The sequence below is a fragment of the Streptomyces sp. NPDC002926 genome (genome assembly GCF_053591755.1).
In genome coordinates, this window is the sequence record NZ_JBSFUK010000006.1 from 213,883 (window position 1) to 240,399 (window position 26,517).

The 26,517-nt window shown below is 68.8% G+C and carries 21 protein-coding genes and 1 pseudogene; 19 read left to right on the forward strand and 3 right to left on the reverse strand.

All coding sequences use genetic code 11. The features are described 5' to 3' along the window. Positions 1-341: 341 nt before the first annotated feature. The 12 genes from ACWDZ6_RS14550 to ACWDZ6_RS14605 all read left to right on the forward strand — a co-directional run bounded on the left by ACWDZ6_RS14550 (position 342) and on the right by ACWDZ6_RS14605 (position 14,449). Positions 342-1,388, forward strand: a complete 1,047-nt coding sequence (locus ACWDZ6_RS14550; protein WP_451503105.1) for a methyltransferase — start codon at positions 342-344, stop codon at positions 1,386-1,388. 259 nt (positions 1,389-1,647) lie between these two features. After that, a complete protein-coding gene (locus ACWDZ6_RS14555; protein WP_451503106.1) occupies positions 1,648-3,036 on the forward strand; it encodes an FAD-binding oxidoreductase in 1,389 nt (462 codons plus the stop codon). 232 nt (positions 3,037-3,268) lie between these two features. Beyond that, positions 3,269-4,429, forward strand: coding sequence for an acyltransferase family protein (locus ACWDZ6_RS14560; RefSeq protein WP_451503107.1), 1,161 nt, complete (start codon positions 3,269-3,271; stop codon positions 4,427-4,429). Positions 4,430-4,521: 92 nt separating this feature from the next. Next, entirely contained in the window at positions 4,522-5,589 is a 1,068-nt protein-coding gene (locus ACWDZ6_RS14565; RefSeq protein ID WP_451503108.1) for a glucose-1-phosphate thymidylyltransferase, read from the forward strand. Next, positions 5,586-6,569, forward strand: coding sequence for a dTDP-glucose 4,6-dehydratase (gene rfbB, locus ACWDZ6_RS14570; RefSeq protein WP_451503109.1), 984 nt, complete (start codon positions 5,586-5,588; stop codon positions 6,567-6,569). The genes ACWDZ6_RS14565 and rfbB overlap by 4 nt, the downstream gene beginning before the upstream one ends. Beyond that, positions 6,559-7,596 (forward strand): NAD-dependent epimerase/dehydratase family protein, encoded by a 1,038-nt coding sequence (locus tag ACWDZ6_RS14575; protein WP_451503110.1) that lies wholly within the window; start codon positions 6,559-6,561, stop codon positions 7,594-7,596. The genes rfbB and ACWDZ6_RS14575 overlap by 11 nt, the downstream gene beginning before the upstream one ends. Beyond that, entirely contained in the window at positions 7,593-8,897 is a 1,305-nt protein-coding gene (gene rfbH / locus ACWDZ6_RS14580; RefSeq protein ID WP_451503111.1) for a lipopolysaccharide biosynthesis protein RfbH, read from the forward strand. Before ACWDZ6_RS14575 ends, rfbH begins: the two co-directional genes overlap by 4 nt. Positions 8,898-8,939: 42 nt before the next feature. Beyond that, positions 8,940-9,239: a hypothetical protein gene (locus ACWDZ6_RS14585; protein WP_451503112.1), complete on the forward strand. Its 300-nt coding sequence runs from the start codon at positions 8,940-8,942 to the stop codon at positions 9,237-9,239. A 458-nt stretch (positions 9,240-9,697) separates the two neighbouring features. Beyond that, a complete protein-coding gene (locus tag ACWDZ6_RS14590) occupies positions 9,698-11,107 on the forward strand; it encodes an NDP-hexose 2,3-dehydratase family protein (protein WP_451503113.1) in 1,410 nt (469 codons plus the stop codon). Next, complete coding sequence (locus tag ACWDZ6_RS14595; RefSeq protein ID WP_451503145.1) at positions 11,104-12,063, forward strand: Gfo/Idh/MocA family protein; 960 nt, start codon at positions 11,104-11,106, stop codon at positions 12,061-12,063. Before ACWDZ6_RS14590 ends, ACWDZ6_RS14595 begins: the two co-directional genes overlap by 4 nt. Beyond that, positions 12,060-12,860: a 4'-phosphopantetheinyl transferase family protein gene (locus ACWDZ6_RS14600; protein ID WP_451503114.1), complete on the forward strand. Its 801-nt coding sequence runs from the start codon at positions 12,060-12,062 to the stop codon at positions 12,858-12,860. The genes ACWDZ6_RS14595 and ACWDZ6_RS14600 overlap by 4 nt, the downstream gene beginning before the upstream one ends. Beyond that, positions 12,857-14,449, forward strand: coding sequence for an acyl-CoA carboxylase subunit beta (locus tag ACWDZ6_RS14605; RefSeq protein ID WP_451503115.1), 1,593 nt, complete (start codon positions 12,857-12,859; stop codon positions 14,447-14,449). Before ACWDZ6_RS14600 ends, ACWDZ6_RS14605 begins: the two co-directional genes overlap by 4 nt. Before the next feature lie 435 nt (positions 14,450-14,884). Here the strand turns inward: ACWDZ6_RS14605 and ACWDZ6_RS14610 are convergent, their stop codons facing one another. Further along, positions 14,885-15,727 carry a response regulator transcription factor gene (locus ACWDZ6_RS14610; protein ID WP_451503116.1) on the reverse strand — a complete coding sequence of 281 codons (843 nt, stop codon included), beginning with the start codon at positions 15,725-15,727 and terminating at the stop codon, positions 14,885-14,887. A gap of 414 nt (positions 15,728-16,141) precedes the next feature. On the opposite strand from ACWDZ6_RS14610, the gene ACWDZ6_RS14615 reads away from it, so the two are divergent. The 7 genes and pseudogenes from ACWDZ6_RS14615 to ACWDZ6_RS14645 form a co-directional block, all read left to right on the forward strand. Then, a complete protein-coding gene (locus ACWDZ6_RS14615) occupies positions 16,142-16,768 on the forward strand; it encodes a transposase (protein ID WP_451503146.1) in 627 nt (208 codons plus the stop codon). A 237-nt stretch (positions 16,769-17,005) separates the two neighbouring features. Continuing rightward, entirely contained in the window at positions 17,006-17,476 is a 471-nt protein-coding gene (locus ACWDZ6_RS14620; RefSeq protein WP_451503117.1) for a hypothetical protein, read from the forward strand. An 11-nt stretch (positions 17,477-17,487) separates the two neighbouring features. Beyond that, the gene (locus tag ACWDZ6_RS14625; protein ID WP_451503118.1) at positions 17,488-18,009 is read left to right on the forward strand and encodes a hypothetical protein; all 522 of its coding nucleotides are present in this window, start codon (positions 17,488-17,490) and stop codon (positions 18,007-18,009) included. Beyond that, positions 18,009-19,148: an MAB_1171c family putative transporter gene (locus tag ACWDZ6_RS14630; protein WP_451503119.1), complete on the forward strand. Its 1,140-nt coding sequence runs from the start codon at positions 18,009-18,011 to the stop codon at positions 19,146-19,148. The genes ACWDZ6_RS14625 and ACWDZ6_RS14630 overlap by 1 nt, the downstream gene beginning before the upstream one ends. Continuing rightward, positions 19,145-20,329 (forward strand): amidohydrolase family protein, encoded by a 1,185-nt coding sequence (locus tag ACWDZ6_RS14635; RefSeq protein WP_451503120.1) that lies wholly within the window; start codon positions 19,145-19,147, stop codon positions 20,327-20,329. The genes ACWDZ6_RS14630 and ACWDZ6_RS14635 overlap by 4 nt, the downstream gene beginning before the upstream one ends. Positions 20,330-20,652: 323 nt before the next feature. Further along, positions 20,653-24,666, forward strand: a complete 4,014-nt coding sequence (locus ACWDZ6_RS14640; RefSeq protein WP_451503147.1) for a molybdopterin-dependent oxidoreductase — start codon at positions 20,653-20,655, stop codon at positions 24,664-24,666. A gap of 216 nt (positions 24,667-24,882) precedes the next feature. Beyond that, positions 24,883-24,972: pseudogene (locus tag ACWDZ6_RS14645) on the forward strand (fasciclin domain-containing protein); the annotation flags it as partial. Positions 24,973-25,159: 187 nt separating this feature from the next. Here the strand turns inward: ACWDZ6_RS14645 and ACWDZ6_RS14650 are convergent. Beyond that, positions 25,160-25,900, reverse strand: a complete 741-nt coding sequence (locus tag ACWDZ6_RS14650) for an anti-sigma factor (protein ID WP_451503121.1) — start codon at positions 25,898-25,900, stop codon at positions 25,160-25,162. After that, a complete protein-coding gene (locus ACWDZ6_RS14655; protein WP_451503122.1) occupies positions 25,897-26,487 on the reverse strand; it encodes a sigma-70 family RNA polymerase sigma factor in 591 nt (196 codons plus the stop codon). The genes ACWDZ6_RS14650 and ACWDZ6_RS14655 overlap by 4 nt, the downstream gene beginning before the upstream one ends. Positions 26,488-26,517 lie beyond the last annotated feature (30 nt).

Here is a 26,517-nt window from a genome sequence, read left to right on the forward strand (position 1 = left end):
CGTACACCGCGGCCGGGTCGGGGGTCCGGGGGTCTCACCGGACCCCCGGACCCCCTTTCTCTGGGCCGGTATTTTCCGTGAATTCCAGGTGGCGCGGTGGATTAATAACCCTCTGGCATCGGCATAGGGAGCTCGACACCTTGGCCGAATTTGATCGGGTTTTTCATCTCGGGTTTGACAGTGGAAAGGCTCGGGTGTACCAGCCCGGGCGTCTATGAGAAACATCGGGCCGACTCCACCCGGAGATCGGTCCCACGCATATTCAGCACGTAGGTCACCTAATTTGCGGGGGCGGCCCTGGTGGTCGGATCGCGCACCGGCGGAGCGGAAGGGGAACCACTGTGGCGCACGACGAGGGCCAGGCGGCAACGATGGAGGACCGCGGATACGTCGTTCAACTCATGTTCGGGACCCTGGCGGCGCACACCGTGCGTGCGGCCGTCGACCTGAGGATCGTCGAGCTGATGGGCGACAAGGAGAGGCTCGCCACCGACGTGGCGGAGGAAGCCGGCACGGCCGAGCAGCCCACACTTCGGCTGCTCCGCGCCCTGGCCGGCCTGCGTCTCCTCGAGGAGTCCGCGCCGGGCGCCTTCTCGGTGACGTCCGCGGGCGCCCTCCTCGACCCGGGGCGCCCCGGCTCCATGGCTTCGCTGGTCACCTCCTCCGGGTTCATGGAGCGCCTCATGCAGCCCGGCTGGGAGCACCTGACCGACAGCCTCCGTACCGGGGACACCTCGTTCGAGAAGGCCTTCGGCAAGGACTTCTTCAGCTATCTCAAGGACCACCCGGAGCGCTCCGCGGGCTTCAACGAGGCGATGAGCCAGGCGACTCGGGCCACCGCGGCGGTGCTGCCGGGCGCCTTCGACTTCGGCCGCTTCACCACGGTCGCCGACATCGGAGGCGGCGACGGCACCCTGCTCGCCGGCGTCCTGCGGGAGAACACCTCCCTCACCGGCATCCTCTACGACACCGAGGAGGGCCTGGCCCAGGCTCCGGAGACCATGCGGCGCGACGGCCTCACGGACCGCTGTTCCCTGGCGCCGGGGGACTTCTTCACGTCCGTTCCCGAAGGCGCCGACGTCTACCTGATCAAGAGCATCCTGCACGACTGGTCGGACGACCGGTGCGTCACGATCCTCAGCCACGTCCGCGAGGTGCTTCCGGCGGACGGACGCGTCCTGATCGTGGAACCCGTCCTGTCCGAGGTGGTGGACCCCCATGCCGTGGGGCTCTACCTCGGCGACATCAACATGCTGGTGAACTGGGGCGGCAGGGAGCGCACCCGCGCCGAGTTCGACGAGGTGTGCCACCGGGCGGGCCTCGAGGTCGTATCCGTGGGCCAGCTCGGGGGGCCCGGGTTCTGCCTCATCGAGGCCAGGGCAATCTGAATAGGGCATACATCGAAGAGCTTCGTGTCGCAGCGCGGGAGCCTCGTACTGAAATAGTGCCTCCGTCGCGTGTGAAATCCGCCGCGACAGCACGTTTCCGCATGCTGGGAATGGGCAACTCGATGCCGCTCGAGTTTAATCGGGACTTTCCTCCGGGGTTTGACAGGGAAAAGACTCGGGTGGCAGGGTCGGAGCGTCTACAGAATCTCGTGGACCGGAGACACAAATCAACCAGCGACGGATATTAAGGAGTCACTCTGTGACAGCACCTCTCGGCCGCATTCCCCTATCTGTCGGGGAACTCACCGATGAGCAGTACGGACAGGTCATCAGGCCTGGTGGTGCCGAGTACGAAGCGGCGCGCAGCGTGTACGCGGGCGACATCGACCGCAGGCCCGCCGTCATCGTGCGCCCCAAGAACGCCACACAGGTGGCGAGCGTCGTGGCGCTGGCGCGAGAGACCGGGCTCGAGTTGGCCATCCGCAGCGGTGGACACAGCCCGGCCGGGCACAGTGTCTGTGAGGGCGGCATCGTCCTGGACCTGTCCAACATGAGGGCGCTGGAGATCGACGTCGAGGCCCGTACCGCCTGGGCCGAGACCGGCATCACCGCCGGCGAGTACGCCGAAGCCGCCGCGGAGCACGGGCTCGCGACCGGATTCGGCGACGGCCGCCTCGTCGGGGTCGGGGGCATCACCCTGGGTGGCGGCATCGGTTACCTGACCCGCAAGCACGGAATGACCATCGACGATCTGTTGGCCGCGGAAATCGTCACGGCCGAAGGCGAACTGCTGGTGGTGGACGAGCACGACCACCCCGACCTGTTCTGGGCCATCCGTGGCGGTGGCGGCAACTTCGGGGTGGTGACCCGCTTCAAGTTCCGGTTGCACGAGCTCGACGGCGTGTACGGCGGCATGATGGTGACCCCCGTGACCCCCGAGATCCTCGAGGCCTTCGTCGCCGAGGCGGTGGCCGCCCCCGAGGAGCTCTCCACGATCATCAACGTGTGGACGGCACCCCCCTTCCCGTTCGTGCCCGCGGAGTACCACGGCAAGCCGATCATTCTGGCGATGCTGTGCTACGCCGGCCCCGCGGAGAAGGGCGAGAAGGTCATCGGCCGGTTCCGGGCGATCGTCCCGCCGCTGGCCGACATGGTGCAGGCCATGCCGTACACAGGGATGTTCCCCCCGGCGGACCCCCTGGAGCACCCCATCTCCGTCTCGCGCAACATGTTCATCGACCAGGTCGACCGCGAGACCGCCGAGCTCATCCTGGAGCGCGTCACCGCCTCGAGTGCGATGGTCGCCGGGGCGCAACTGCGAGTGCTCGGCGGAGCCATGGCGCGGGTCCCGAACGACGCCACGGCCTTCGCTCACCGACAGAGCAAGATCATGGCCCACCTGTCCGCCATCTACGCCGACGCGGCCGAGGCCGACGTCCACGCCACCTGGGTCGATGAGTTCATGACCGCCATGCGGCAGTCCGACTCCGGCGCCTACGTCAACTTCATCATGGACGTGACGCAGGAGCAGATCCGGAACGCGGTCTTCCCCGGGGCCACAGGGGAACGGCTCGCCCAGGTCAAGTCGAAGTACGACCCGGCCAACCTGTTCCGGTCCAATCACAACATCACGCCCGCGATGTCGTGAGAATCCAAACCAGTTGACCTCCGGGGCGATGCTCCGGGTGGTCGCGTGAAGGGGACGCCGTTCCACGGCGTCCCCTTTTCGGTGTCCCCAGCTCGCCCCAGCCCCCCTCGCTCGGAGAAAAGTTCATGACACAGGAATCGACGACCGTGGTGCTCGATGACGGCGGCCCGGCCACCGTGCTCGGCCACGAGAGCCTCGCGACCGTGGCGGCCGTGATGACGAGGAGAAAGCTGTGACTTCCCTCGACAGAGCGGAGATACGCAAGCGGGCGGCAGCCCCCCAGGAGGGGGCGCCGCCCGCCCACTTCGGCCGTGCCAGGCTCGACTCGCTGACCGGACTGCGCTTGTTCGCGGCGCTCGCGGTCTTCGTCAGCCACGCCTCGAGCCCTGTCTTTCCCACCTTCGCCGACCAGCGGACCAACGCGAGCTTCAATGCCGCGGCCGGTGCGCTGGCGGGCCTCGGAGTGGGCTTCTTCTTCATCCTCAGTGGCTTCGTCCTCGCCTGGTCCGCACGTTCCACCGACCGCACCGGCGGCTTCTACCGCCGCAGGTTCGTCAAGGTTCTGCCGCTGTACTACGTAGTCGGCGTCGCGGCGACGGTGCTGCTGTGGGACGTGGGTGTCCGGTGGCAGGACCTGCTCGCCTACGGCAGCCTCGTCCAGGTGTGGGTACCGAACCCGCAGGTCAACTTCAGTGTCCTTGCGCCGGGTTGGTCCCTCGCCGTGGAGGCAGTGTTCTACCTGGTGTTTCCCCTCGTCATCCGGTGGTTCCGCGGCATGGGCCGCCGTGCGGCCTGGACGGGCCTGGCCCTCTGCGTGGCGGGCGCCTTCCTCATACCGATCCTCGCGGACGTCCTGCCCGCCGGGAAGCTCGTGGGCGAGCAGAACGCGGCCGGCTTCGAGATGTGGTTCGCCTACGTCTTCCCGCTCGGCCGCCTCTGCGATTTCTTCGCCGGGGTGTTCGCCGCGCTCCTGGTGACCTCCGGCCGCTTCCCGCGTGTGAGCCTGCCGTGGGTACTGGTCTCGTTCGTGCCCTGCTACCTCGTGGCGAGCTACAGCCCGTTGCTGTTCGGCTGGCGGGCACCCCTCTTCATCTCCTGTGTGCTGCTCGTCGTCGCCGCCGCACAGCGGGACATCGCACGGCACCCGACGTTCCTGTCGTCGAGAACGATGGTGCTGCTCGGCAATGCGTCGTTCGCTTTCTACCTCTGCCACTACCTGGTGCTCTACACCCTCAACATCAAGGTGCTGCACGGCCCGTTCGACTCAGTGGCCATGGTGATCGCCTATCTCGCATCGGCACTTGTCGTCTCCGTCGCCCTGGCATGGCTGCTGTACCGGTACGTGGAGATGCCGATCGTCCGACGCTTCGGTACGGCCCAAGAGCGGCTCTGACTCAGCGAGGTCACACGTCACGCTCAGGCCCGGGAGGTGGTCACCGCGTTCGAAGGGACCGGCATGAACACACGAACCGAAAGGACCTCTCGATGAAGGCTCTGGTGCTTGCAGGCGGGTCCGGTACCCGCCTGCGGCCTTTCAGTTACTCGATGCCCAAGCAGCTCATCCCCATCGCGAACACGCCCGTCCTGGTGCACGTACTGCAGGGCGTCCGGGATCTGGGGGTGACCGAGGTCGGCGTCATCGTCGGCAACCGCGGGCCCGAGATCGAGGCCGTGCTCGGCGACGGCTCCCGGTTCGGTCTGCGGATCACCTACATTCCCCAGGACGCGCCACGCGGACTGGCCCACACCGTCTCCATCGCCCGCGACTTCCTCGGCGACGACGACTTCGTGATGTACCTGGGTGACAACATGCTGCCCGACGGAGTCGCCGGCATCGCCGAGGAGTTCACCACGCACCGCCCGGCCGCCCAGGTCGTCGTGTACAAGGTGGCGGACCCCCGCTCCTTCGGGGTCGCCGAACTCGGTCCTGACGGCGAGGTGCTGCGCCTGGTGGAGAAGCCGCAGGAGCCGCGCAGCGACCTGGCGCTGATCGGTGTGTACTTCCTCACGCCCGCCATCCACGAGGCGGTGGAGGCCATCGGGCCCAGCGCCCGCGGCGAGCTGGAGATAACCGACGCCATCCAGTGGCTGCTCTCCTCCGGCGCGGACGTCCGGGCCAGCCGGTACGACGGCTACTGGAAAGACACCGGGAAGGTCGAGGACGTCCTGGAGTGCAACAGCCATCTCCTCGACGGCCTGAGCCGGCGCGTCGACGGTCACGTCGACGCCGGCAGTGTCCTCGTCGGCCAGGTCGTGGTCGAGGCCGGGGCGCGCATCCTGCGGTCCCGGGTCGAGGGCCCGGCGATCATCGGCACCGGCACCGTCGTGGAGGGGAGCCATGTGGGCCCGTACACCTCGATCGGGCGGGACTGCCTGGTGACCAACAGCCGGCTGGAGAGCTCCATAGCCCTGGACGAAGCATCGGTCACCGGCGTCCATGGCCTGCGCCACTCGCTGATCGGGCGCGCCGCCTCCGTCGGCACCACCGGCCGCGGCGCGGACCATCACTGCCTGGTCGTCGGAGACCACACCCGAGTGGATGTGGCGGCATGAGGATCCTGGTCACCGGAGCGGCCGGTTTCATCGGCTCCAACTTCGTCCGCAAACTGCTGGCCGACGAGTACACCGGCTGGGCGGGCGCCCAGGTCACCGCCCTGGACAAGCTCACCTACGCGGGCAACCTGGACAACCTGCCCGCTTCGCAGGAGCGGCTGGTGTTCGTCCGCGGCGACGTCTGCGACCGCGACCTGATGCGCGAACTGGTACCGGGCCACGACGCCGTGGTCCACTTCGCGGCCGAGTCCCACGTCGACCGCTCCTTGGAGGGCGCCGGTGAATTCTTCCGCACGAACGTCCTGGGCACCCAGACCCTGCTGGACGCCGTGCTGGAGAGCGACGTGGAACGGGTCGTGCACGTCTCCACGGACGAGGTGTACGGCTCGATCGAGGAGGGGTCCTGGACCGAGGAGTGGCCGCTGGCGCCCAACTCCCCGTACGCCGCATCGAAGGCCGGCTCGGACCTGGTCGCCCGGACGTACTGGCGCACACACGGCGTGGACCTGTCCATCACGCGCTGCTCCAACAACTACGGGCCGTACCAGCACCCCGAGAAGGTCATTCCCCTGTTCGTCACGAATCTGCTGGAGGGCCGCCGGGTCCCGCTGTACGGCGACGGGCGCAACGTCCGCGAGTGGCTGCACGTGGACGACCACTGCCGCGGCATCCACCTGGTGCTCAACCACGGGAAGCCCGGCGAGATCTACAACATCGGCGGCGGCAACGAGTACACGAACCTCGCCCTCACCGAGAAGCTGCTCGAACTGACCGGCGCGGGTGAGGAGATGATCCGCCGGGTCCCGGACCGCAAGGCGCACGACCTGCGGTACTCGATCGACGAGTCCAAGATCCGTGAGCGGCTCGGCTACGCCCCGCTGACCGGCTTCGAGGAGGGCCTGGCCGAGACGGTCGCCTGGTACCGGGACAACCCCGGCTGGTGGAAGGCCGTCAAGCACGGGGCGAGCCGTGCGGCCTGACGCGCGCCCGGTGGCCGGGCTCTCGGTCGTCGTCCTGGGCGGCACCGGATTCCTGGGCCGCCACATCGGCGAGGCCTTCGCCGCGCTCGGCGCCCGGGTCCACCCGGTGTCGCGCACCGGTGGGTACGACCCCGTGCAGGACCGTACGCCGGTACGCCTGGATCTGCTCGCTGCGTCGCCGGAGGAGATCGCCGGGCTCCTCGACTCGACCGGCGCCGACGTGGTGGTCAACGCGGCCGGCCGGGCCTGGCGGGCAGACGAGGAACAGATGGCCGCAGGCAACGCCGAACTGGTCGAGCGCCTCGTCGCGGCGCTCGCCGGGCCGTCCGGCCCGCCGGTACGGCTGGTCCAGCTCGGCAGCGTCCACGAGTACGGGGCCGGCGCACCGGACGCCGCCACCGGCGAGGACCACGTGCCGGCCCCGGTCACCGCGTACGGACGCACCAAGCTCCTGGGCACACGGGCCGTCCTGCGCGCCGCGTCCGAGCGGGGCGTCGACGGCGTGGTGCTCCGGCTCGCCAACGTGATCGGGGCCGGAGTGCCGGAGGGCAGTCTCTTCGGCCGGGTCGCGGCCCATCTCGGTGAGGCCGCGCGGGCCGTCGCGCGCGGCGAGAAGGCCGCGGAGCTGCGGCTCCCGCCGCTGCGAGCGGCCCGCGACCTGGTGGACGCGGGCGACGTCGTCACCGCGGTGCTGGCCGCGGCCACGGCACCGGGAGCGGCCGTCACGGGCCGGCTGATCAATGTGGGCCGCGGCGAGGCGGTCCCGATGCGCGGGCTGATCCACCGGATGGTCTCGCTCAGCGGTCTGGAGGTCCCGGTCGTCGAGGACGCCGAAGGCCCGCCCTCGCGCACCGACGTCGCGTGGCAACGGCTGGACATCGCGTGCGCCGAGCGGCTGCTGGGCTGGCGGCCGCGCCGGCACCTCGACGACTCCCTGCGCGATCTGCTCGCGCCCGTACTGCCGCCGGGGCACCCACCGCTCGGCGTCACGGCCAACGCACCGGACATGGAAGAGGAATCACCGTGAGCGACCGCAAGGAACTGGTACTCGAAGAGGTCCGCAAGTACCACCAGGAGGTCTCCCCACAACGGGAGTTCGTCCCCGGTACGACGGAGATCTGGCCGTCCGGCGCGGTGCTGGACGAGGCGGACCGGACGGCCCTGGTGGAGGCCGCGCTGGAGATGCGCATCGCCGCCGGGCGGAGCTCCCGCACGTTCGAGTCGGCCTTCGCCCGCCGGCTGGGGCGCCGCAAGGCCCACCTCACCAACTCCGGTTCGTCGGCGAACCTGCTGGCAGTGTCGGCGCTGACCTCGCACGTCCTGGAGGACAGTCGGCTGAAGCCGGGCGACGAGGTGATCACCGTCGCGGCGGGCTTCCCGACAACCGTCAACCCGATCCTGCAGAACGGCCTCGTCCCGGTCTTCGTGGACGTGGACCTCACCACCTACAACGCGACAGCCGACCGGGTGGCGGCCGCGATCGGCCCGAGGACACGGGCCATCATCATCGCGCACGCGCTGGGCAACCCGTTCCCCGTCACCGAGATCGCCCAACTCGCCGAGGAACACGACCTGTTCCTGATCGAGGACAACTGCGACGCGGTCGGCTCGCTGTACGACGGGAAGCTCACCGGCTCCTTCGGCGACATGACCACCGTCAGCTTCTATCCGGCGCACCACCTCACCATGGGTGAGGGCGGCTGCGTGCTGACCTCGAACCTGGGCCTCGCCCGGATCGTGGAGTCGCTGCGGGACTGGGGCCGGGACTGCTGGTGCGAGCCCGGCGAGAACGACAAGTGCCTCAAGCGCTTCAGGTATCAGATGGGCACCCTGCCCGCCGGATACGACCACAAGTACATCTTCTCCCACGTCGGTTACAACCTGAAGGCGACCGACATCCAGGCGGCCCTGGGGCTGACCCAGCTTGCCAAGCTTGACGACTTCATCGACGCCAGGAAGCGCAACTGGCGGCGGCTGCGGGACGGCCTGGACGGCGTACCGGGTCTGCTGCTCCCGGAGGCCACCCCCCGCTCCGACCCGAGCTGGTTCGGCTTCGTGCTCACGGTGGACCCCGAAGCGCCGTTCAGCCGCGCCGAGCTGGTGGCCTTCCTGGAGGACCGGAAGATCGGCACCCGCCGGCTGTTCGGCGGCAACCTGACCCGGCACCCGGCCTACATCGGTGGGCCGCACCGGATCGTGGGCGACCTGACGAACAGCGACATCATCACCGACCACACCTTCTGGATCGGGGTCTATCCGGCGCTCACCGACGAGATGCTGGACTACGTCACCGCCTCGATCAAGGAGTTCGTGGCCGCGCGCGGCTGAGTCTGCCGGCCACTTTCCTCCCAGAGATCGGGACGACGACGTATGGACATTGCGGGAACCGGGTTCCTGGCGCGGAACCTGCGCCCGCCGGTCGGCCGGTATCCGGACACCGTGGCCCTCGCGGCAGGGGTTTCCCGGGCGAGTGGCACCTCCGACGCGTACGTCACGCGTGAGGCGGCGCCGCCGCGCGAGGTCGCGAAGCGGTGCGTGGCGGGCGGGCAGCGGCTGCTGTTCCTCCCGACCGCTGCCGCCGGCATGTACGGGCCGCCCGAGGGGCTCCGGCAGGGGAGACACCCCGGTGACGCCATGCACACCGTACGGCGCACACAAGCCGGCTCTTGAGGAGGTACTCCGCGACTCCGGGGCCGACCACCTGACTCTGCGGCTCGGGCATCCCGTCCGGCCCGGCCACCCGAGCACCAGCTTCTGCCGACGCTGGCGCGGGAGCCCAAGGGGGCCGCCCGCGACCTCATCGACGACAAGGACGTGGTCACCGTCATCGACCGGCTGCTCGCCCTCGGCCTGCGGTCCGGGACGGTCAACGTGGCGTCGGGTTTGCCGTCCCGGTGGAGGACATCATCGACCACCTGCGGCAAGGACTCGGTCTTCGGGGCCCGCTTCGAGTACCAGGGCGCCGGTGGTCAGCACCTCATCTCCATCGAGAAGCCGCGTGCCCTCGTGCCGCAGGTGGCGAGTCCGGGCTTCCGGCCCGACCACCACCGGCGGATACCCCGCCGACTTCACCCACGCCGTCGTGTCCGACCCCCGCGGTCCGGCGCACGGCCCCAGGGAGCCCTCTGATGCTTTCTCCGTCCCTTCGATCTCCGCTCCAGGCGCGCGCGGACGCGCGTCTGCCGTCCCGCATCGCGCTGTCCGCGGCGGCCGCGGAAGGCGTCCAGCTGCGCACCGGGGACTTCGCCGCCTGGCTGGCCGAACGCGGCCGGGTCAATGAGTTCCGCGTGGACCGCATACCGTTCGCGGAGCTGGACGGCTGGTCGTTCGACGAGCGCACCGGCAATCTCGCGCACCGCAGCGGCCGCTTCTTCACCGTCGAGGGGCTGCACGTCACGGAGGAGGACGGTCCCTACGGGGACGGTCCGTACGCCGACTGGTACCAGCCCATCATCAAGCAGCCCGAGGTGGGCATCCTGGGCATCCTCGTCAGGGAGTTCGACGGGGTGCCGCACTTCCTGATGCAGGCGAAGATGGAGCCGGGCAACCCGAACCTGCTCCAGCTCTCGCCCACGGTCCAGGCCACCCGCAGCAACTACACCAAGGTCCACAAGGGCGCGGACGTCAAGTACATCGAGTACTTCGTCGGTCCGCGCCGCGGGCGTGTCATCGCGGATGTCATGCAGTCCGAACACGGCTCGTGGTTCTACCGGAAGTCCAACCGCAACATGCTCGTGGAAGCGACCGGTGACGTGCCGCTGCTGGACGACTTCTGCTGGCTCACCCTCGGCCAGATCAGCGAACTGCTGCACCGGGACAACGTCGTCAACATGGACTCGCGCACCGTGCTGTCCTGCCTGCCCCACCCGGACACCGGAGCGGGAGCGCTGCTCAGCGACATCGAGCTGTTCTCCTGGATCACCGGGGAACGCGCCCGGCACGATGTGCGGGCCGAGCGTGTCCCGCTCGCGAGCGTTCCCCGGTGGAAGCGCGGCGAGAGCGCCATCGAGCACGAGGACGGCCGCTATTTCCGGGTGGTGGCGGTGTCCGTGCGGGCGGGCAACCGCGAGGTCACGGGGTGGACCCAGCCCCTCTTCGAACCGGTGGGCCAGGGTGTCACCGCCTTTCTCACACGTGAGTTCGAGGGCGTGCCCCACGTCCTGGTGCACGCCCGTGTCGAGGGCGGCTTCCTCGACACCATCGAGCTGGGCCCCACCGTGCAGTGCACCCCGGACAACTACGCCCACCTCGACGCGCGGGACCGGCCGCGCTTCCTCGACACGGTGCTGCGTGCGCGCGGAGACCGTATTCGCTACGAGGCCGTTCACTCGGAGGAGGGCGGGCGCTTTCTCAACGCCGAGAGCCGCTGGCTGATCGTGGACGCGGGCGAGGCCGAGGCACCGCAGGACCCGCCGCCCGGCTACGCCTGGGTCACCCCGGCACAGCTCACTTCCCTGGTCCGGCACGGCCACTACGTCAACGTCCAGGGGCGCACCCTGCTGGCGTGCCTCAACGCGACGGCGGTGACTGCCCGATGAGCGAACCGGTACGCATCGGGGTGATCGGCTGCGCGGACATCGCGGTGCGCCGGATGCTCCCCGGCTTCGAGGCCGATGCGGACACCGAGGTCGTCGCGGTCGCCAGCCGCTCCCTGGAGAAGGCGGAACGGGTCGCGGAGCGCTTCGGCGGCCGCGCGGTGCGGGGCTACGCCCAGCTGCTGGACCTCAAGGAGGTGGATGCCGTCTATGTGCCGCTGCCCGCTTCGCTGCACGACCGATGGGTCGAGGCCGCTCTCGACGCCGGCAAGCACGTGCTCGCGGAGAAACCCCTGACGACGAACGCCACCCGCACCGGGCAACTCCTCGACCTGGCCCGGGACCGAGGGCTGGCGCTGATGGAGAACGTCATGTTCGTCCACCACCCGCGGCACGAAGCGGTGCGGCGCCTGGTGACCGACGGCGCGATCGGCGAACTCCGGGCGCTGCACGCGGCGTTCACCATCCCGGCCCCGGCGGACACGGACATCCGCCACCGGCCCGAGCTCGGCGGCGGCGCGCTGGCGGACGTCGGCCTCTACCCCCTGCGCGCGGCCCTGCACTTCCTCGGCCCCGGACTGGAGGTCGTCGGGGCCGAGCTCACGCGGGGGCGCGGTCGCGAGGTCGAGACCTCGGGCGCCGCCCTCCTGCGCACACGCGAGGGGAGTACGGCACAGATCACCTTCGGTATCGAGCACGCGTACCTCTCCCGGTACGAGCTGTGGGGCAGTGCGGGCCGGATCACGGCGGACCGTGCGTTCACCCCGCCGGCGGACTTCGTCCCGGTGATCGAACTGCACCGGGGCGGGGACCATGAGGAGATCCGGCTGGCACCCCACGACCAGGTGGCCGCCACGATCGCCGCCTTCGTCGCCTCCGCGCGCGCCGGCGCCGCTCCGGCCGAGGAGACGCTGCGCCAGGCCCGCCTGCTGGACGACGTACGAAACCGGGCCGCATGACCGCCCCGAGGCCACCGCTCGGGGCCGAGCCGCGGCTGCGGCTGGGGAGGCTGGACCTCTGGCTGCTGCCCGCGCCCGAGACGGCCGGCCTGCACGGCCCACTCGCGCTGCACGAGCTGGACGAAGCCGAGCGCGGTCGCGCGGACGCGTTCCGGCGGCCCGCCGACCGCGAGCGGTACGTGGTCGCCCACATCGCGCTGCGGCGGCTGCTGGCGGCGTACTTGAGTAAGGCGCCGCAGGACATCGCCTTCTCACGGGCGGAATGTCCTCGGTGCGGCGGCCCGCACGGGCGCCCGGTGCTGGTCGACTCGGCTGCGCACTTCTCGCTGTCGCACAGCCGGGGCGCCGTCCTCATCGGCGTGGCCCGCTCACCGGTCGGCGTCGATGTGGAGCGGCTACCGCGACCGGAGCGTGTCGATGTGTGCGCCTCGGCACTCCACCCGAGCGAGCGGCTCGAGCTGGAGGGGCATGCGCCAGGGGACCGCCCGGCTGTGTTCGCCCGGCTGTGGGCCCGCAAGGAGGCGTACCTCAAGGGGACCGGCATCGGGGTCGGCGGCTGGATGTCGGACGTGTACCTCGGAGACGAAGGGCCGCACACCCCGTCACGGCCCGCCGACTGGACCGTCGTGGATGTGCCCTGCGGCAGGGACCACGCCGCCGCGGCCGCGATCAGGGGACGCGCGCCGCGGCAGGTCGTACGTCGGCTGCCGCCCCAGGCGGTGCTCGTCGGTGGACGCCTCCGGGCGCTGCCGAGGCAGGCGCGACCCAAGAGCCCGACACCGGAGGAAGAACGATGACCGTCCTGGACGACCACCCATGGGAGAGGCACCAACTCGGCAACATGCGCGGGCGAGTGGCGGAACTTCAGGAGATTCGTGCCCAGGCGTTGGCCGGCCCCGGCGAGAAGGCGACCGAGGCGCAGCACGCCAAGGGCAAGCTGACCTCCCGGGAGCGCATCGAGCTGCTGCTGGACCCGGGTTCCTTCAACGAGGTCGGGCAGCTGCGCCGGCACCGGGCCACCGGATTCGGCCTGGAGGCGAAGAAGCCGTACACCGACGGTGTCGTCACCGGCTGGGGCACGGTGGAGGGCCGTACGGTCTTCGTCTACGCCCATGACTTCCGCATCTTCGGAGGGGCGCTGGGCGAGGCCCACGCCACGAAGATCCACAAGATCATGGACATGGCCGTCGCGGCCGGGGCCCCGCTGGTGTCGCTGAACGACGGTGCGGGCGCCCGTATCCAGGAGGGCGTCTCCGCGCTGGCCGGTTACGGCGGCATCTTCCAGCGCAACACGAGGGCGAGCGGGGTGATCCCGCAGATCTCGGTGATGCTGGGCCCTTGCGCGGGCGGCGCCGCCTACAGCCCCGCCCTCACGGACTTCGTCTTCATGGTGCGCGAGACGTCCCAGATGTTCATCACCGGCCCGGACGTCGTCAAGGCGGTCACCGGCGAGGAGATCACCCAGAACGGCCTCGGCGGCGCGGACGTGCACGCCGAGACGAGCGGTGTGGCCCACTTCGCGTACGACGACGAGGCGACGTGCATCGCCGAGGTGCGCTACCTCCTGTCGATGCTCCCGCAGAACAACCGCGAGCTGCCTCCGACGGCCGTCTCGGGCGACCCGGCCCACCGCCGGAGCAGCGCGCTCCTGGACCTGGTCCCGGCCGACGGCAACCGCCCCTACGACATGGCCAAGGTCATCGAGGAACTCGTCGACGAGGGCGACTACCTGGAGGTCCACGAGCGCTGGGCCCGCAACATCATCTGCGGCCTGGCGCGCCTGGACGGTGAGGTGGTGGGCATCGTCGCCAACCAGCCGCAGACCCTCGCGGGGGTGCTCGACATCGAGGCCTCCGAGAAGGCGGCGCGTTTCGTGCAGATGTGCGACGCCTTCAGCATCCCGATCGTCACCATCCTGGACGTCCCCGGCTTCCTGCCCGGTGTCGACCAGGAGCACGGCGGAATCATCCGCCACGGCGCGAAGCTGTTGTACGCCTACTGCAACGCGACCGTCCCCCGGATCTCCCTGATCCTGCGCAAGGCGTACGGCGGTGCCTACATCGTCATGGACAGCCAGTCCATCGGCGCGGACCTCACCTACGCGTGGCCGACCAACGAGATCGCCGTCATGGGCGCCGAAGGTGCCGCCAACGTCATCTTCCGGCGGCAGATCGCCGACGCCGAGGACCCCGAGGCGATGCGCGCCCGCATGGTCAAGGAGTACAAGGCCGAGCTGATGCACCCGTACTACGCGGCCGAACGCGGCCTTGTCGACGACGTCATCGACCCGGCCGAGACGCGCGAGGTGCTCATCAGGTCCCTGGCGATGCTCCGCACCAAGCACGCCGACCTGCCCTCCCGCAAGCACGGCAACCCGCCGTTGTGACCGCCGCCGGGTCACCGCCGTCCGGGGATCGTCATCGACCCTCGGAGCAGACAGATGCGCGTAAGGAAGGCCGCGCACCGGGACGTTGATCTGGTCGCGACGCTCGATCCTGGGGTAGCTGTCGGCCCCACGCCACTGCATTGACGGTCGGTCCCTGGGTCTACCGGGGCTGCTGGAGGTGGTGGCACTCCTGGAATGGCTCACGGCCGGGCGATCGGGCCGCTGAGGGCCGCATGCGCGCGTCGTCGGCCGCGTCGTCCGGGACCCACGACCGGGGCCCAGGGGCTGTGCCGGTCCGGAAACCGCGATCGCCGTTGATCGACGGGTCCCGGATCCTCTGTCACAGGGCCTGCGACGTGCCGGAGTTCCTGGAGGAGTCCCCGGGAGAGGATTCAGCAGTCGGGGCAACAGCCGTGCGGCTGCCGCCGATAAAAATCAGGAAGGTCCGAAACGGAATCCGACACCGCGCACCGTGGTGATCCACCGGCTGGAACCGAGTTTACTGCGCAGGCTGCTGACGTGCGTATCTATGGTCCGGCCGGGTTTCGCTCGGGGGTCGCTCCACACCTGGGTCATGATCTGTCTGCGCGAAAAGACACTGCCCGGCCGTGAGGCGAGCAGATAGAGCAGATCGAATTCCTTTCGGGTCACCTCTATGTGCCGGCCGTCGAGTTGGATTTCCCGGGCGCGGTGATCGATGTGCAGCGAGCCGACCGCGATGACGTCCTTGGGAACGAACGGCTGCAGCCGGACCCTGCGCATCACGGCTTCTATTCGAGCGGTCAATTCGGTCAGACTGCATGGCTTGACGACATAGTCGTCCGCTCCCGCACGCAGACTGAGAACCCTGTCGAGTTCCGTGTCGCGGGCCGTGACGACGATGATGGCGACGTCACAGACGGCCCGAATACTGCGGCACAGTTCCACACCGTCCAGGTCCGGCAGATCCAGGTCGACGAGGAGCAGGTCGGCCTTCCGATACTGCTGGAGCGCCTCGGCGCCGGTCCGGACCTGCTCCGCCGTGTATCCATGTCGGCGCAGTCCCAGAATGAGCAGGTCGGCGTCCTGGGATTCGCTCTCCACGGCGAGTACGCGTATGGCCTTGCGGTCCGTCCGCTCCCGCGGTCGAGTGGATGCGGCTTCGGTGAACAATTGATGCGGAATACGTGGCGCGACCGTTTTTGTGGACTGGTATTTCATACCGAGATAGCCTCCACTTTTGTCCAATAGAACGGAGTTTGAGTAAGCATCTCCATACGCGCGCAGGAGGGCGCGCATCGCCGGCATCCGACTGAAGTCGGATGCTTGGCGAACGGCGAAGGAAAGGGATCCGGTGCTGCATCGGAATGAAGCGAAAGTCGATGCGTACCGGGGCCATTGGATAACTGGCCCACGCCCATCCTCGACTTTCGCGGTTTCGTTGGTCCCGCGGCGGAGCTCGGCAGCCGTGTCGTCAGCGAAGGACGGCTCGGCTTTGGTGACGTGCCACGGTGATCGGTGACAGAGCTCGGCCAAGTCGACGGGGTGGTGCCCGTGCAGCGCGTGCCAAAGGACGGTGAACGTGTGGCGGAACAGGGTGAACGGCCCACTCGACGGCGCGGGCGGTGCGGAACTGGGCCTGGCCCGTGCCGAGGTACTCGCGGGCCTCGGCGAAGGTGCACTCGATGACCCAGGGCAGTACGCCGTCATGAACTGCTCCATGCCGGGCGGGAGTTCGTCCGCGCACTGCTGCCCGAGTCTCTACGCAGGCGGAAGCGGGTGGACGACCACCGGGTCCGCGATGGGATCGTCTGGAAGTTCCGCACTGGCACGGCCTGGCGGGACGTGCCCCAGCGGTACGGGCCATGGACCACTTTGCACCCGATTCCACCGACGGGCCACGGAGGGCACCTTGGAGGGAACGCTCCGCGCGGCCCGGGCGAGGGCAGATGCAGCCGATGCAGCCGGCGACATCGACTGGCTGATATCCGTCCCCTCCACCATCGTTCGGGCCCACCAGCACGTTGGCCGGGGCGCGAAGAGAGGGAGTCGCAGCCCAGGCCTGGGACGATTCCGCGACGGACCGCCCAGTGCCTGCGCACCGGCGTATATGCACAGGGCGTGACTCCTGAGCATCCTCTTGCGGTTCTGTACGTGGGGGTTGGCCGTACGAAGGATGCACGAACCGCTAAGAGTCCGGCTTCTGGCAGGTGCCGCCACCGCGACGGGTCTCCGCAGGGACGAGCACCTCCGGGACGGCGTGGTGAACGCCACTCGGAACAGGGCGAATCCAACCACGGCTTCCCCGCCGGGAGCACGGAGTTGCTGATACGCATGTGAAGCGCCTCCTCACCCGAGCCTTGGGGGTACGTGCGCGCTGTACCCCGGAGCCGCGACCTTGATCACTGCATCTGTCCGCACTCGAGCATGGCGCACTTGTTGGCGAGACGTCCAATATATTAGCACGGAGCCGAAGTGGAGCCTTAGTGGAATGAGTTGAGGTCCAACAAGTACTGCAGTGTGACGGCTGTATCATCCTGAAGGCGTGACGGGTCGACTGGCGCGAGGAGTGTGGCCATGGAGTCGGAGGGCGACCGGGAACAGCAGCAATCATTGGCCGAGCGTTTGAACTCGCTGTTTGCGATGGTGCGATGGACCGACGCCCACGGGCGGCAACGGGAGTACTCCACCGTCGAGGTGGCCAAGGCGGTCACCACTGACCCGTCGCATCCGACGACCTTGTCCCGGAGCTATCTGTCGATGCTCCGCAACGGCTCGCACACCAACCCGACGTTGAGCGTGCTGGAGGGTCTTGCCAAGTTCTTCGACGGCCACCGCCCGTCGGGGACTCCGCCGATCACGGTTCAGTGGCTGGTCGCTCAAGAGGACCCCGAGGACGAGCTGTTGCGGCAGAGACTCGCCGATCACCAGGTGCGGGCGATCGCGATGAGGGCGGGCGCGATGACGCCGGTAATGCGCAGACAACTGCTCAAGATGATTGCGATCCTCGATCAGGACGGCGTCCCCGATTCCAGCCCTGGAGAATGAGAAAGGAAAGCGTGACCGTACGCGAACGTGAACTCCGTCGCCACTGCAGGCATCTGCTACGGAAACTCGATATTCAACCGCGCCTGCGCGTCGACGAGTTATGCCTCAAACTCGGTGAACATCTGAACAAACCCATCCGGCTGATTCCCTGGGCTCTTCCAGTGCCAGGTCCATTTGGGCTCTGGATGTCCCGGCCGAACGAGGAGGTGATCTTTTATCAGGAAGAAACCACCCGCGTTCACCAAGATCATATTATCCTGCACGAGATAGGTCATATCCTCGCCAATCATCAGGACGACGGTGACATAAGTGAGGACCTCCCCGATCTCGGCCCGGACTTCCCTCGCGACTTGACCACACGAGGCTTTCGTCGTACCTGCTACACCGAGGACTACGAACGCGAGGCCGAACTGGTAGCGACGATCATCCAGGAGTGGGCGGTGGTCATCGACTACGTCACTCCCCGTACGTCCGAGGACCCGGCTCTCGGTCCGCTGCGTTTCGCACTGAACCCCCACTGGGGGTGGATGTGATGTTCCAAGTACCTCTGATCGCCCTGCTGAGCATCGGGGTGCTGTGGAAGGGCATCGACCTGGCACGTGCCCCACACGGCAGGGTGCTGCGATTCCTTGTCGCCTCCCTGCTCATGCTGCTGGTCGGAGAAATCCTCAGCTTTTCCGAGGTCAACCGCGCGATCGACGCGGCCACGGCCGTCGGTGTCGGCAAGGTGGCGTTCAACGGGATCTACATGTCCGGCCTGTTCGCCCTCATTCTGTTCTTCGCCTCCTCCACACGCGACACGGACGCCGCCTATCGTCGGCGCCTACGGATCAACGTCGGCCTCCTCGCCGGTGCCGTGATGGCCCTGATGATCTCCATCATCGCCACACCTGCGACGATGCGCGGTCACTCATTGGGTACCCCGTACATGGCGGAGCCGGCCATCGCCTCGTTCTACATCATCGGCAACGCCTACTTCGTCTACGCCTATCTGGCCTCCGCACTCTGGGCCCTGCGCTACGGGCGCAGGGCGTCCCGGCACCTCGGACTCGGCCTGCGGACCATGGCCCTTGGACTCCTCGGACTGACGATCGCCTCGGTCAACCGAACGATCCTGGTGGTGCTGCGCATCGACGAACCCGGGTCGCACGAGGCGTTCAACACGGTGAACTGGTCCATCTCCAACTGGGCCATGGGAAGCGTCCTCATCGGAATCTGCTACTCGGCCTGCGTGCAGCTGATCACCCGCCTGCGGTCGGTCGTGCACCACCGCCGCATGCACCAGGAGCTCACTCCCCTGTGGACGGTCCTCACCAGCGCCTACCCGGAACTCGTCCTGAACCAGGCACCGGCCGGTTCCAAGTGGCGTCGTCTCCACCAGCGTCGTACCCACGAGCAGCGGTTCTACCGTCGGCTCATCGAATGCCGCGACGGACTGGTGCGCCTGAGCCCCTACCTGACGCGTGTCGCGCCTGACGCCGATCTCGCCCGTGGCCCGACCGACCGACTCGCTCGGCACATCACCGAGGCGCTGGCGCTGAAGCCGACGGCCGAGTCCCCGCACACCGAGTTGTCCGCCGCTCGCATCGCGTCACCGGCCAGCAACGACCTGGGCGCCGACGCCCGTGAACTCATCGCCATATCCCACGCCTTACGCGAGAGGAAATCGTGAACAAGGTACTGATCACTGCGGATCGTGTCATCGCCGGGCCCGCGGATCAGGTGACCGTCGACGGCGCCGTGCTCGTCGAATCCGGCGTCATTGCCGCTGTAGGCAGCGCCGCCGAGCTGGACGCGTCGGTGGATACGCAAGTACCTCGGTTGCGGTGTCCCGGAGCGACAGTGATGCCCGGAATGATGGACTGTCATGTCCACCTTGCCTTTGATGCGGGTCCGGACCTGATCAGCGCCGTGGCGAACGCCGACCCGGGCGAGCTCTCCATCGCCATGGCGGAGCGCGCCCAGCAGCTGCTGGCCGCTGGGGTGACGACCGTACGGGATCTCGGTGACCGTGACGGGCTCACCGTGGCGCTGCGTTCCTCCATCGACTCCGGGGCCACAGTCGGGCCCCGTATCGTCGCAGCGACCGCACCATTGACCGCGCACAGTGGTCATTGCGGTTTTCTCGGCGGTGAAGTGACCACGGACGACGACATCCGGGCACAGATCGCCCGCAACGCGGCAGCCGGTGCCGACGTGATCAAGGTGATGGCCTCGGGCGGCGCACTCACCCCGAGTGGTCCACGCATGTGGGAGGCGCAGTTCACCCCCCGCCAACTGCGCCTGATCGTTGAGGAAGCGGCACGCTACAGCCTGGGAGTGGCCGCTCACGCTCACGGCACCGAGACCATTGGTCATTGTGTGGCTGCAGGCGTCCGAACCATTGAACACTGCTCCTGGCGTACCGCGGAGGGCATCGTCTACGACCCGGCGATCACTCGGCGCATTGTTGACAACGACATCTCCGTCTGCCGCTGTATCTCCGGGGACTGGCAGCTGTTCCTCGAGCAGATGGGACCCGAACGCGGCAAGGCCATGGTCGAGGTCATTCAGGAGATGCGCGAGGCCGGTGTCCGGTTCATCGCCGGCACAGATGCCGGCGTGCCGGGGGCGCGGTTCGGCGACTACGTCGGAATGCTCGAGTTCTTCGCCTCGCTCGGCTTCGAATACGGCGAGATCATCGACATGGCCACCGTAAACCCGGCCCACGCACTCGGACTCTCCGATACCGGCGTCCTGGCTCCCGGAATGCGCGCCGACCTCATCGTCATCGACGGCAACCCCTTGACCGAGCTGGGCGCCCTCCGCCGGATCCGGCACATCTTCACGGCAGGCCGCCCGGTCACCAAGTGAAGGATCATGGATGGGGCCTGTCCCCCGAGTGGTGGACAGGCCCCCACGTCGACGGTTGGTGCCGAGGCCAGGTGAATATCGGCCGAGGGAGTGTTGACCTGGCATCTGCGTGATTCCGTTCGACCCTCACAATGCCGGTCCAGCGGGTGTGTGACGAGCGTTACCGCCCATGATCGGCCGGGGTCACACCAGCGTAATGGGCGTTTCGTACCGTCGGGGCACGCTTCGGTCAACGGAAAGGCCCTACGGTGCCCCCACAGGACTCGTCGACGGGCGCCTCCCAGGTGCGGACGGTCTGCTCGTACTGCGGTGTGGGCTGCGGGATGGTCCTCGGCATCGCGTCCGGCCCCGACGGCCGCCGCAAGGTGCTCAAGGCATCGGGCGACAAGGCACACCCGGCCAACTTCGGCCGGCTGTGTACCAAGGGCGCTACAACGGCCGACATGCTCGCTGCCCCCGGCCGGCTGACCACCGCACTCGTGCGCACCGAGCGCGGGGCCGAGCCCGTACCCGCCGGTGTGGACGAGGCGATCACCAGCACGGCACGGCGACTACGGACCGTCATCGACGAGCACGGGCCCGACGCGTTCGCGTTCTATGTGTCCGGGCAGATGAGCCTGGAGGCTCAGTACCTGGCGAACAAGCTGGCCAAGGGCTTCATCCACACCAACCAGATCGAGTCCAACTCCCGGCTGTGCATGGCGAGCGCCGGCACCGGCTACAAGCTCTCCCTCGGTGCCGACGGTCCGCCCGGCTCCTACCAGGACTTCGAGAAGGCGGACGTCTTCTTCGTCATCGGCTCCAATATGGCCGACTGCCATCCGATCCTGTTCCTGCGGCTGATGGAGCGGGTGAAAGCGGGCGCGAAACTGATCGTCGTCGACCCGCGGCGCAGTGCCACCGCGGACAAGGCCGGTCTCTTCCTGCAGATCAGGCCCGGGACCGACCTGGCTCTGCTCAATGGTCTGCTGCACCTCCTGTACGAGAACGGTCACACGGACGCCGGGTTCATCGCGGAGCGCACCGAGGGCTGGGAGGCGATGCCTGAATTCCTGGCCGACTACCCGCCTGCGACCGTCGCCGAGATCACCGGCATCCCGGAGGCCGACATCCGCACGGCGGCGGAGTGGATCGGCGAAGCCGGGGAGTGGATGAGCTGCTGGACCATGGGGCTCAACCAGTCCACCCACGGCACCTGGAACACCAACGCCCTGATCAATCTGCACCTGGCGACCGGCGCGATATGCCGCCCGGGCAGCGGCCCGTTCTCACTCACCGGCCAGCCCAACGCCATGGGCGGCCGCGAGATGGGCTACATGGGCCCCGGACTGCCCGGACAGCGGTCGGTGCTGGTGGACGAGGACCGCGCCTTCGTCGAGGAGCTGTGGGACATCGGGCCCGGCACCGTACGCAAGGACGGATCCGGCAAGGGCACCGTCGAAATGTTCCAGCGAATGGCCGACGGGGACATCAGAGCCTGCTGGATCATCTGCACCAATCCCGTCGCCTCGGTCGCCAACCGCAGGACCGTCATCGAAGGGCTGGAACGGGCCGAACTCGTCATCACTCAGGACGTGTTCGCCGACACCGAGACCAACGCCTACGCCGACGTCGTCCTCCCCGGCGCCCTGTGGACCGAGACCGAGGGCGTACTGATCAACAGCGAACGCAACCTCACCCTCGCCCAGCCGGCCGTCGACCCGCCGGGGGAGGCGATGGCGGACTGGCGGATCATCGCGCGCATCGCCTGCGAAATGGGCTACGAGCAGGCCTTCTCCTACGACAGTGCCGAGGAGATCTTCGAGGAGATCAAGCGCGCCGCGAACCCGAAGACCGGCTACGACCTGCGGGGCGTGACCTACGAACGGCTGCGCACCACATCCGTGCAGTGGCCCGCCGCGGCCGCCGAGGGCCCGGACCGCAACCCGATCCGCTACCTGGCCGAGGACGGCGGTCCCGTGTTCCCGACGGCGAGCGGCCGCGCGGTCTTCTTCGCCCGTCCGCACATTCCTGCTGCCGAAATGCCTGACGACGACTACCCGTTCGTCCTCAATACCGGTCGGCTCCAGCATCAATGGCACACCCTCACCAAGACCGGAAAGGTCGCCAAACTCAACAAGCTCAACCCGACGCCGTTCGTCGAGCTCCACCCCGGGGACGCCGAACGGCTGGGGATCGTGGAGGGCGACCCGGTGGAGATCGCGTCCCGGCGCGGCCGTGCCGTACTGCCGGCCGTGGTGACGGACCGGGTGCGGCCGGGGTGCTGCTTCGCACCGTTCCACTGGAACGACCTGTTCGGGGAGTACCTGAGTGTCAATGCGGTGACCAGCGACGCCGTCGACCCGATCTCCTTCCAGCCCGAGTTCAAGGTGTGCGCGGTGACACTGGCGAAGGTCGCCGCACCGGCAGCCGTGACTCCGGCGCCCCCCAACATCCCTACCGCGGAGCCGACGGTGATCGTGCCGACCGCCGTCCGGCCCGGCGCGGCCTCGGTCTTCGGGCTGGAGAGCACGCCACCACCCGTGCTCGCCGAGCACGAACGTCAGTACCTGGTCGGCTTCCTGGCCGGACTGGAATCAGGCGCGCCCGGCATTCCCGTGCTGCCGGCCGGTGCGCCGTTCAGCGAGGAGCACGCACGGTGGGTGAACGGTGTGCTCGCCGGCATGTACTCGCGCGCCCCGCAGACCGCAGAGGAATCGACGACGACGCAAGCCACTTCTCAGGGCCGTGAGGTGGTCGTCCTGTGGGCCTCGCAGACGGGCAATGCCGAGGAGTTCGCAGCGGCCACCGCCGACCGACTCACCGCAACCGGACACCGTGCTGCGCTCATCGGCATGGACGACACGGACCCCAGGTCCCTGCCGCCCGCCGCCGACCTGCTGTTGATCACCAGCACCTTCGGTGACGGCGACGCACCCGACAACGGATCCGGGTTCTGGGACGCCCTGACAGCTGCCGACACACCGCGCATGGACGGCAGGCGGTACGCGATCCTGGCCTTCGGAGACTCCTCGTACGACGACTTCTGCGGCCACGGACGCCGCCTGGACCAGCGGCTGGACGAGCTCGGGGCCGTACGCCTTGCCCCGCGCACCGACTGCGAGCCCGACTATGAGCCCTCTGCCCACGCATGGCTCGACCAGGTCCTCACCAACCTCACCGAACAGCCGGCGACCGGCCCGGCCTCTGCCCCGGCTGCCGCACCCGTCCGCAGCGCCAAGCCGGCCCCCGCCGCTGCCCGGCTGGCCTGCAACCGGCTCCTCAGCCTCCCCGGCGCGGGCAAGGAGGTCCGCCGGTTCACCTTCGACACTCGGGAAAGCGGGACTCCGCTCGCCTACGATGCCGGTGACGCTCTCGGCGTGCACCCCGTCAACTGCCCCGATCTCGTGACCGAATGGCTGGCCGTCACCGGTCTTGACCCTGCCGCCGCTGTCGACGTCGCCGGCATCGGCGAGATCCCCCTGACCGACGCCTTGAGCCGGCACCTGGACATCACCAAGCTCACCCCCGCCCTGCTGGGCTTCATCACCGAGCGCGCCGGCGACCGCGACATGAAGAAGCTGCTGCGCCCCGACAACAAGGGCGAACTCGCCCGGTGGTCCTGGGGCCGCCAGGCCGTCGACGTCATCACCGAGCACCCCGTCCGTGCCACACCGCAGGAGTGGACCGGTGTCCTCAAGCGCCTGCAGCCCCGCCTGTACTCGATATCGTCCAGCCCGCTCACCGACCCCCACCAAGTGTCACTGACGGTCTCCGTCGTCCGGTACGAGAACCTGAACGGCCGCCCCCGCAAGGGCGTGTGCTCGCCGTTCCTCGCCGACGCCGCGGCTGACACCCCGGTACCGGTCTTCGTCCAGCGCTCCCCGCACTTCCGGCCCCCGGCGGACCCCGACACACCGATGGTGATGGTCGGCCCCGGGACCGGAGTGGCTCCCTTCATCGGCTTCCTCGAGGAACGCCGAGCCCGTGGCCACCGAGCCCCCAACTGGCTCTTCTTCGGCGAACAGCACCGCGCCACGGACTTCTACTACGAGGACGAGCTCACCGGCTTCCTCGCCGACGGCACCCTCAGCCGCCTCGACACCGCCTTCTCGCGCGACCAGCGCGCCAAGGTCTACGTCCAGGACCGGATGCGGGAACACGGTCCCCAGCTCTGGTCCTGGCTCCAGGACGGCGCACACGTCTACGTCTGCGGCGATGCCGCGCGGATGGCCAAGGACGTCGACCAGGCGCTGCGCGACATCACCGTCACCTACGGCGACCTCGACCAGGACGGAGCCGCGCTGTACGTCAAGCAGCTCGCCGCCGACAAGCGGTACGTCCGTGACGTCTACTGATCCGCGTCGGTCGAGGGGGAGGTTCTCCTTCTCCAGCTGGGATTCTGGTCACCCTCGCGGCCTTCGCGCTCGTCCTCGGACTGATCGCGCTGCGCTTCAGGCGTACCGGCTCGGCCGGCGTCATGGTCTTCGGCGTGGTGGGCGCGGCCGCGGCAGTCAGCCGTCCTGGACTCGGCCGGACCGGCGGACGGGCTTCCGTCGTTCGCCGGTGCTGTTGTCAACGGCGCCTCGAACGTGATCTGCGGCAACGTTCCCACTGCCAACGCCACGGTCTACATCGTCGACACTGTCCTCATGCCCAAGTAGCCCTCGAGGCGCGGCAACGTCAGGTCTTGCCGCGTGGCCCCGGCAGTCCGGGGCCACGCGGCAGTTCAGCCGGCACGCCTCGGCCCACCGGGGCACCCGTGGACAGCCCCACTGCGGGGCACGGCCGCGACCCGACCCGGCCGGCGTACCCGCCTCAGGCCGGGGCCCAAGGGCCGGCGCACCCGCCTCAGGCCGGGAGGCCGACCGAGCCGAGCGGGACAGTGGTGGGCTGTGGAGAGCCCCCGGCGGGCTCGACGGTGAATGCCACGGCCTTGGCCTCGGCCACCGGCCCCTCGAGCAGGGCCAGTTGCCGGCCGGCCTCCCCGCTGAGCAGTCCCGCCGGCACCGGGTTCCCACTTCCGGTCAACCACGCCTCGTACACCTTGTCCGCGGGCAGCTGCGGCAGACCGGAGACGACGAGCGCGGCCGCGTCCTGACTACGGGAGACAGCGACGGTGGCGACGCCGCCGTCGGGCAGTCTCTGCCTCCGCAGCCGGGCGTCGGGAGCCGTGAGCACGTCAGCGACACCGGCCTCCCGTTCCTGGGCCTTTTGGACTGACGCGCGGGCGTCCGCCGCTTCCTGGTGCTGCCACACGGCAACACCGCCGAATGCCACCGCGGCCGCCACCGAGGCCGCGAGCACCAGGCGGGGCAGCCGCCTCACCCGGGGACGGGCTCCGTCGCCCGCCGGCGGGTGGAACTCCTGGCGGGTGGTGGCCACGCGGCGAAGGACCCTCTCCCGCAGGGCATCGGGCGGAGTGACCGCCACCGCCCGTCCCAGCCGCGCGGCCGTGGCCTCAAGTTCGGCCACCTCCTGGCGGCAGGCTTCGCAGACCGCCTGATGCTGCTCGAAAGCCCGGCGCTCATCCCCGGGAAGGGCGTGCAGCACGTATGCGCCGGACAAGGTGTGCAGGTCGGCGGCGATCATGAGGTCACTCCCAGGCAGTCGCGGAGCCGGATCAGGCCGTCCCTCAATCGGGTCTTGACCGTCCCGAGCGGCAGGGACAGCGACTCGGCAACTTCCTTGTAGGTGAGCCCTCCGTAGTAGGCGAGGGTGACGGCCTCCCGCTGGATGTCGGTGAGGGTCCGCACGCAGCGGCGGACCTGCTGCCACTCCACGCGGGTCTCCACCTGCTCGGTCACCTCGTCGAAGGGCGTGCCCCGGTCGAGCAGCGCCGCCTTGTGCTCACGGTCCATGCTCGCCTGCGAGGCGCGCACCCGGTCCACAGCCCGGCGGTGCGCCAAGGTCATGATCCACGTCATCGCACTGCCTCGGTCGGGTCTGAACCGTCCGGCCGTGCGCCACACTTCGACCAGCACGTCCTGGACCACCTCCTCCGACTGCGCCGGATCCCGCAGGACCCGGCGCACCAGACCGGTGACCGGGCCGACAGCCTCGTCATAGACCCCGGTAAACGCCTCCTGGTCCCCTTGAGCTGCCCGGACCATCAGCTGGTCCAGGTCGGCGCTTCTCCATTGCTGTCCGGCTTCCCGTCCGCGATCGGCGGATTGCACCAGAATCCCTCACTGACCTGTCGAAGTGCA

Coding starts and splice junctions, on each gene's coding strand:
- ACWDZ6_RS14590 (WP_451503113.1), top strand. CDS start 9,698: ATGCTTTCTCCGTCCCTTCGATCTCCGCTCCAGGCGCGCGCGGACGCG.
- ACWDZ6_RS14610 (WP_451503116.1), bottom strand. CDS start 15,727: ATGCGCGCCCTCCTGCGCGCGTATGGAGATGCTTACTCAAACTCCGTT.
- ACWDZ6_RS14650 (WP_451503121.1), bottom strand. CDS start 25,900: ATGATCGCCGCCGACCTGCACACCTTGTCCGGCGCATACGTGCTGCAC.
- rfbB (WP_451503109.1), top strand. CDS start 5,586: ATGAGGATCCTGGTCACCGGAGCGGCCGGTTTCATCGGCTCCAACTTC.
- ACWDZ6_RS14600 (WP_451503114.1), top strand. CDS start 12,060: ATGACCGCCCCGAGGCCACCGCTCGGGGCCGAGCCGCGGCTGCGGCTG.
- ACWDZ6_RS14605 (WP_451503115.1), top strand. CDS start 12,857: ATGACCGTCCTGGACGACCACCCATGGGAGAGGCACCAACTCGGCAAC.
- ACWDZ6_RS14640 (WP_451503147.1), top strand. CDS start 20,653: ATGGTCCTCGGCATCGCGTCCGGCCCCGACGGCCGCCGCAAGGTGCTC.
- ACWDZ6_RS14565 (WP_451503108.1), top strand. CDS start 4,522: ATGAAGGCTCTGGTGCTTGCAGGCGGGTCCGGTACCCGCCTGCGGCCT.
- ACWDZ6_RS14585 (WP_451503112.1), top strand. CDS start 8,940: ATGGACATTGCGGGAACCGGGTTCCTGGCGCGGAACCTGCGCCCGCCG.
- ACWDZ6_RS14620 (WP_451503117.1), top strand. CDS start 17,006: ATGGAGTCGGAGGGCGACCGGGAACAGCAGCAATCATTGGCCGAGCGT.
- ACWDZ6_RS14595 (WP_451503145.1), top strand. CDS start 11,104: ATGAGCGAACCGGTACGCATCGGGGTGATCGGCTGCGCGGACATCGCG.
- ACWDZ6_RS14630 (WP_451503119.1), top strand. CDS start 18,009: ATGTTCCAAGTACCTCTGATCGCCCTGCTGAGCATCGGGGTGCTGTGG.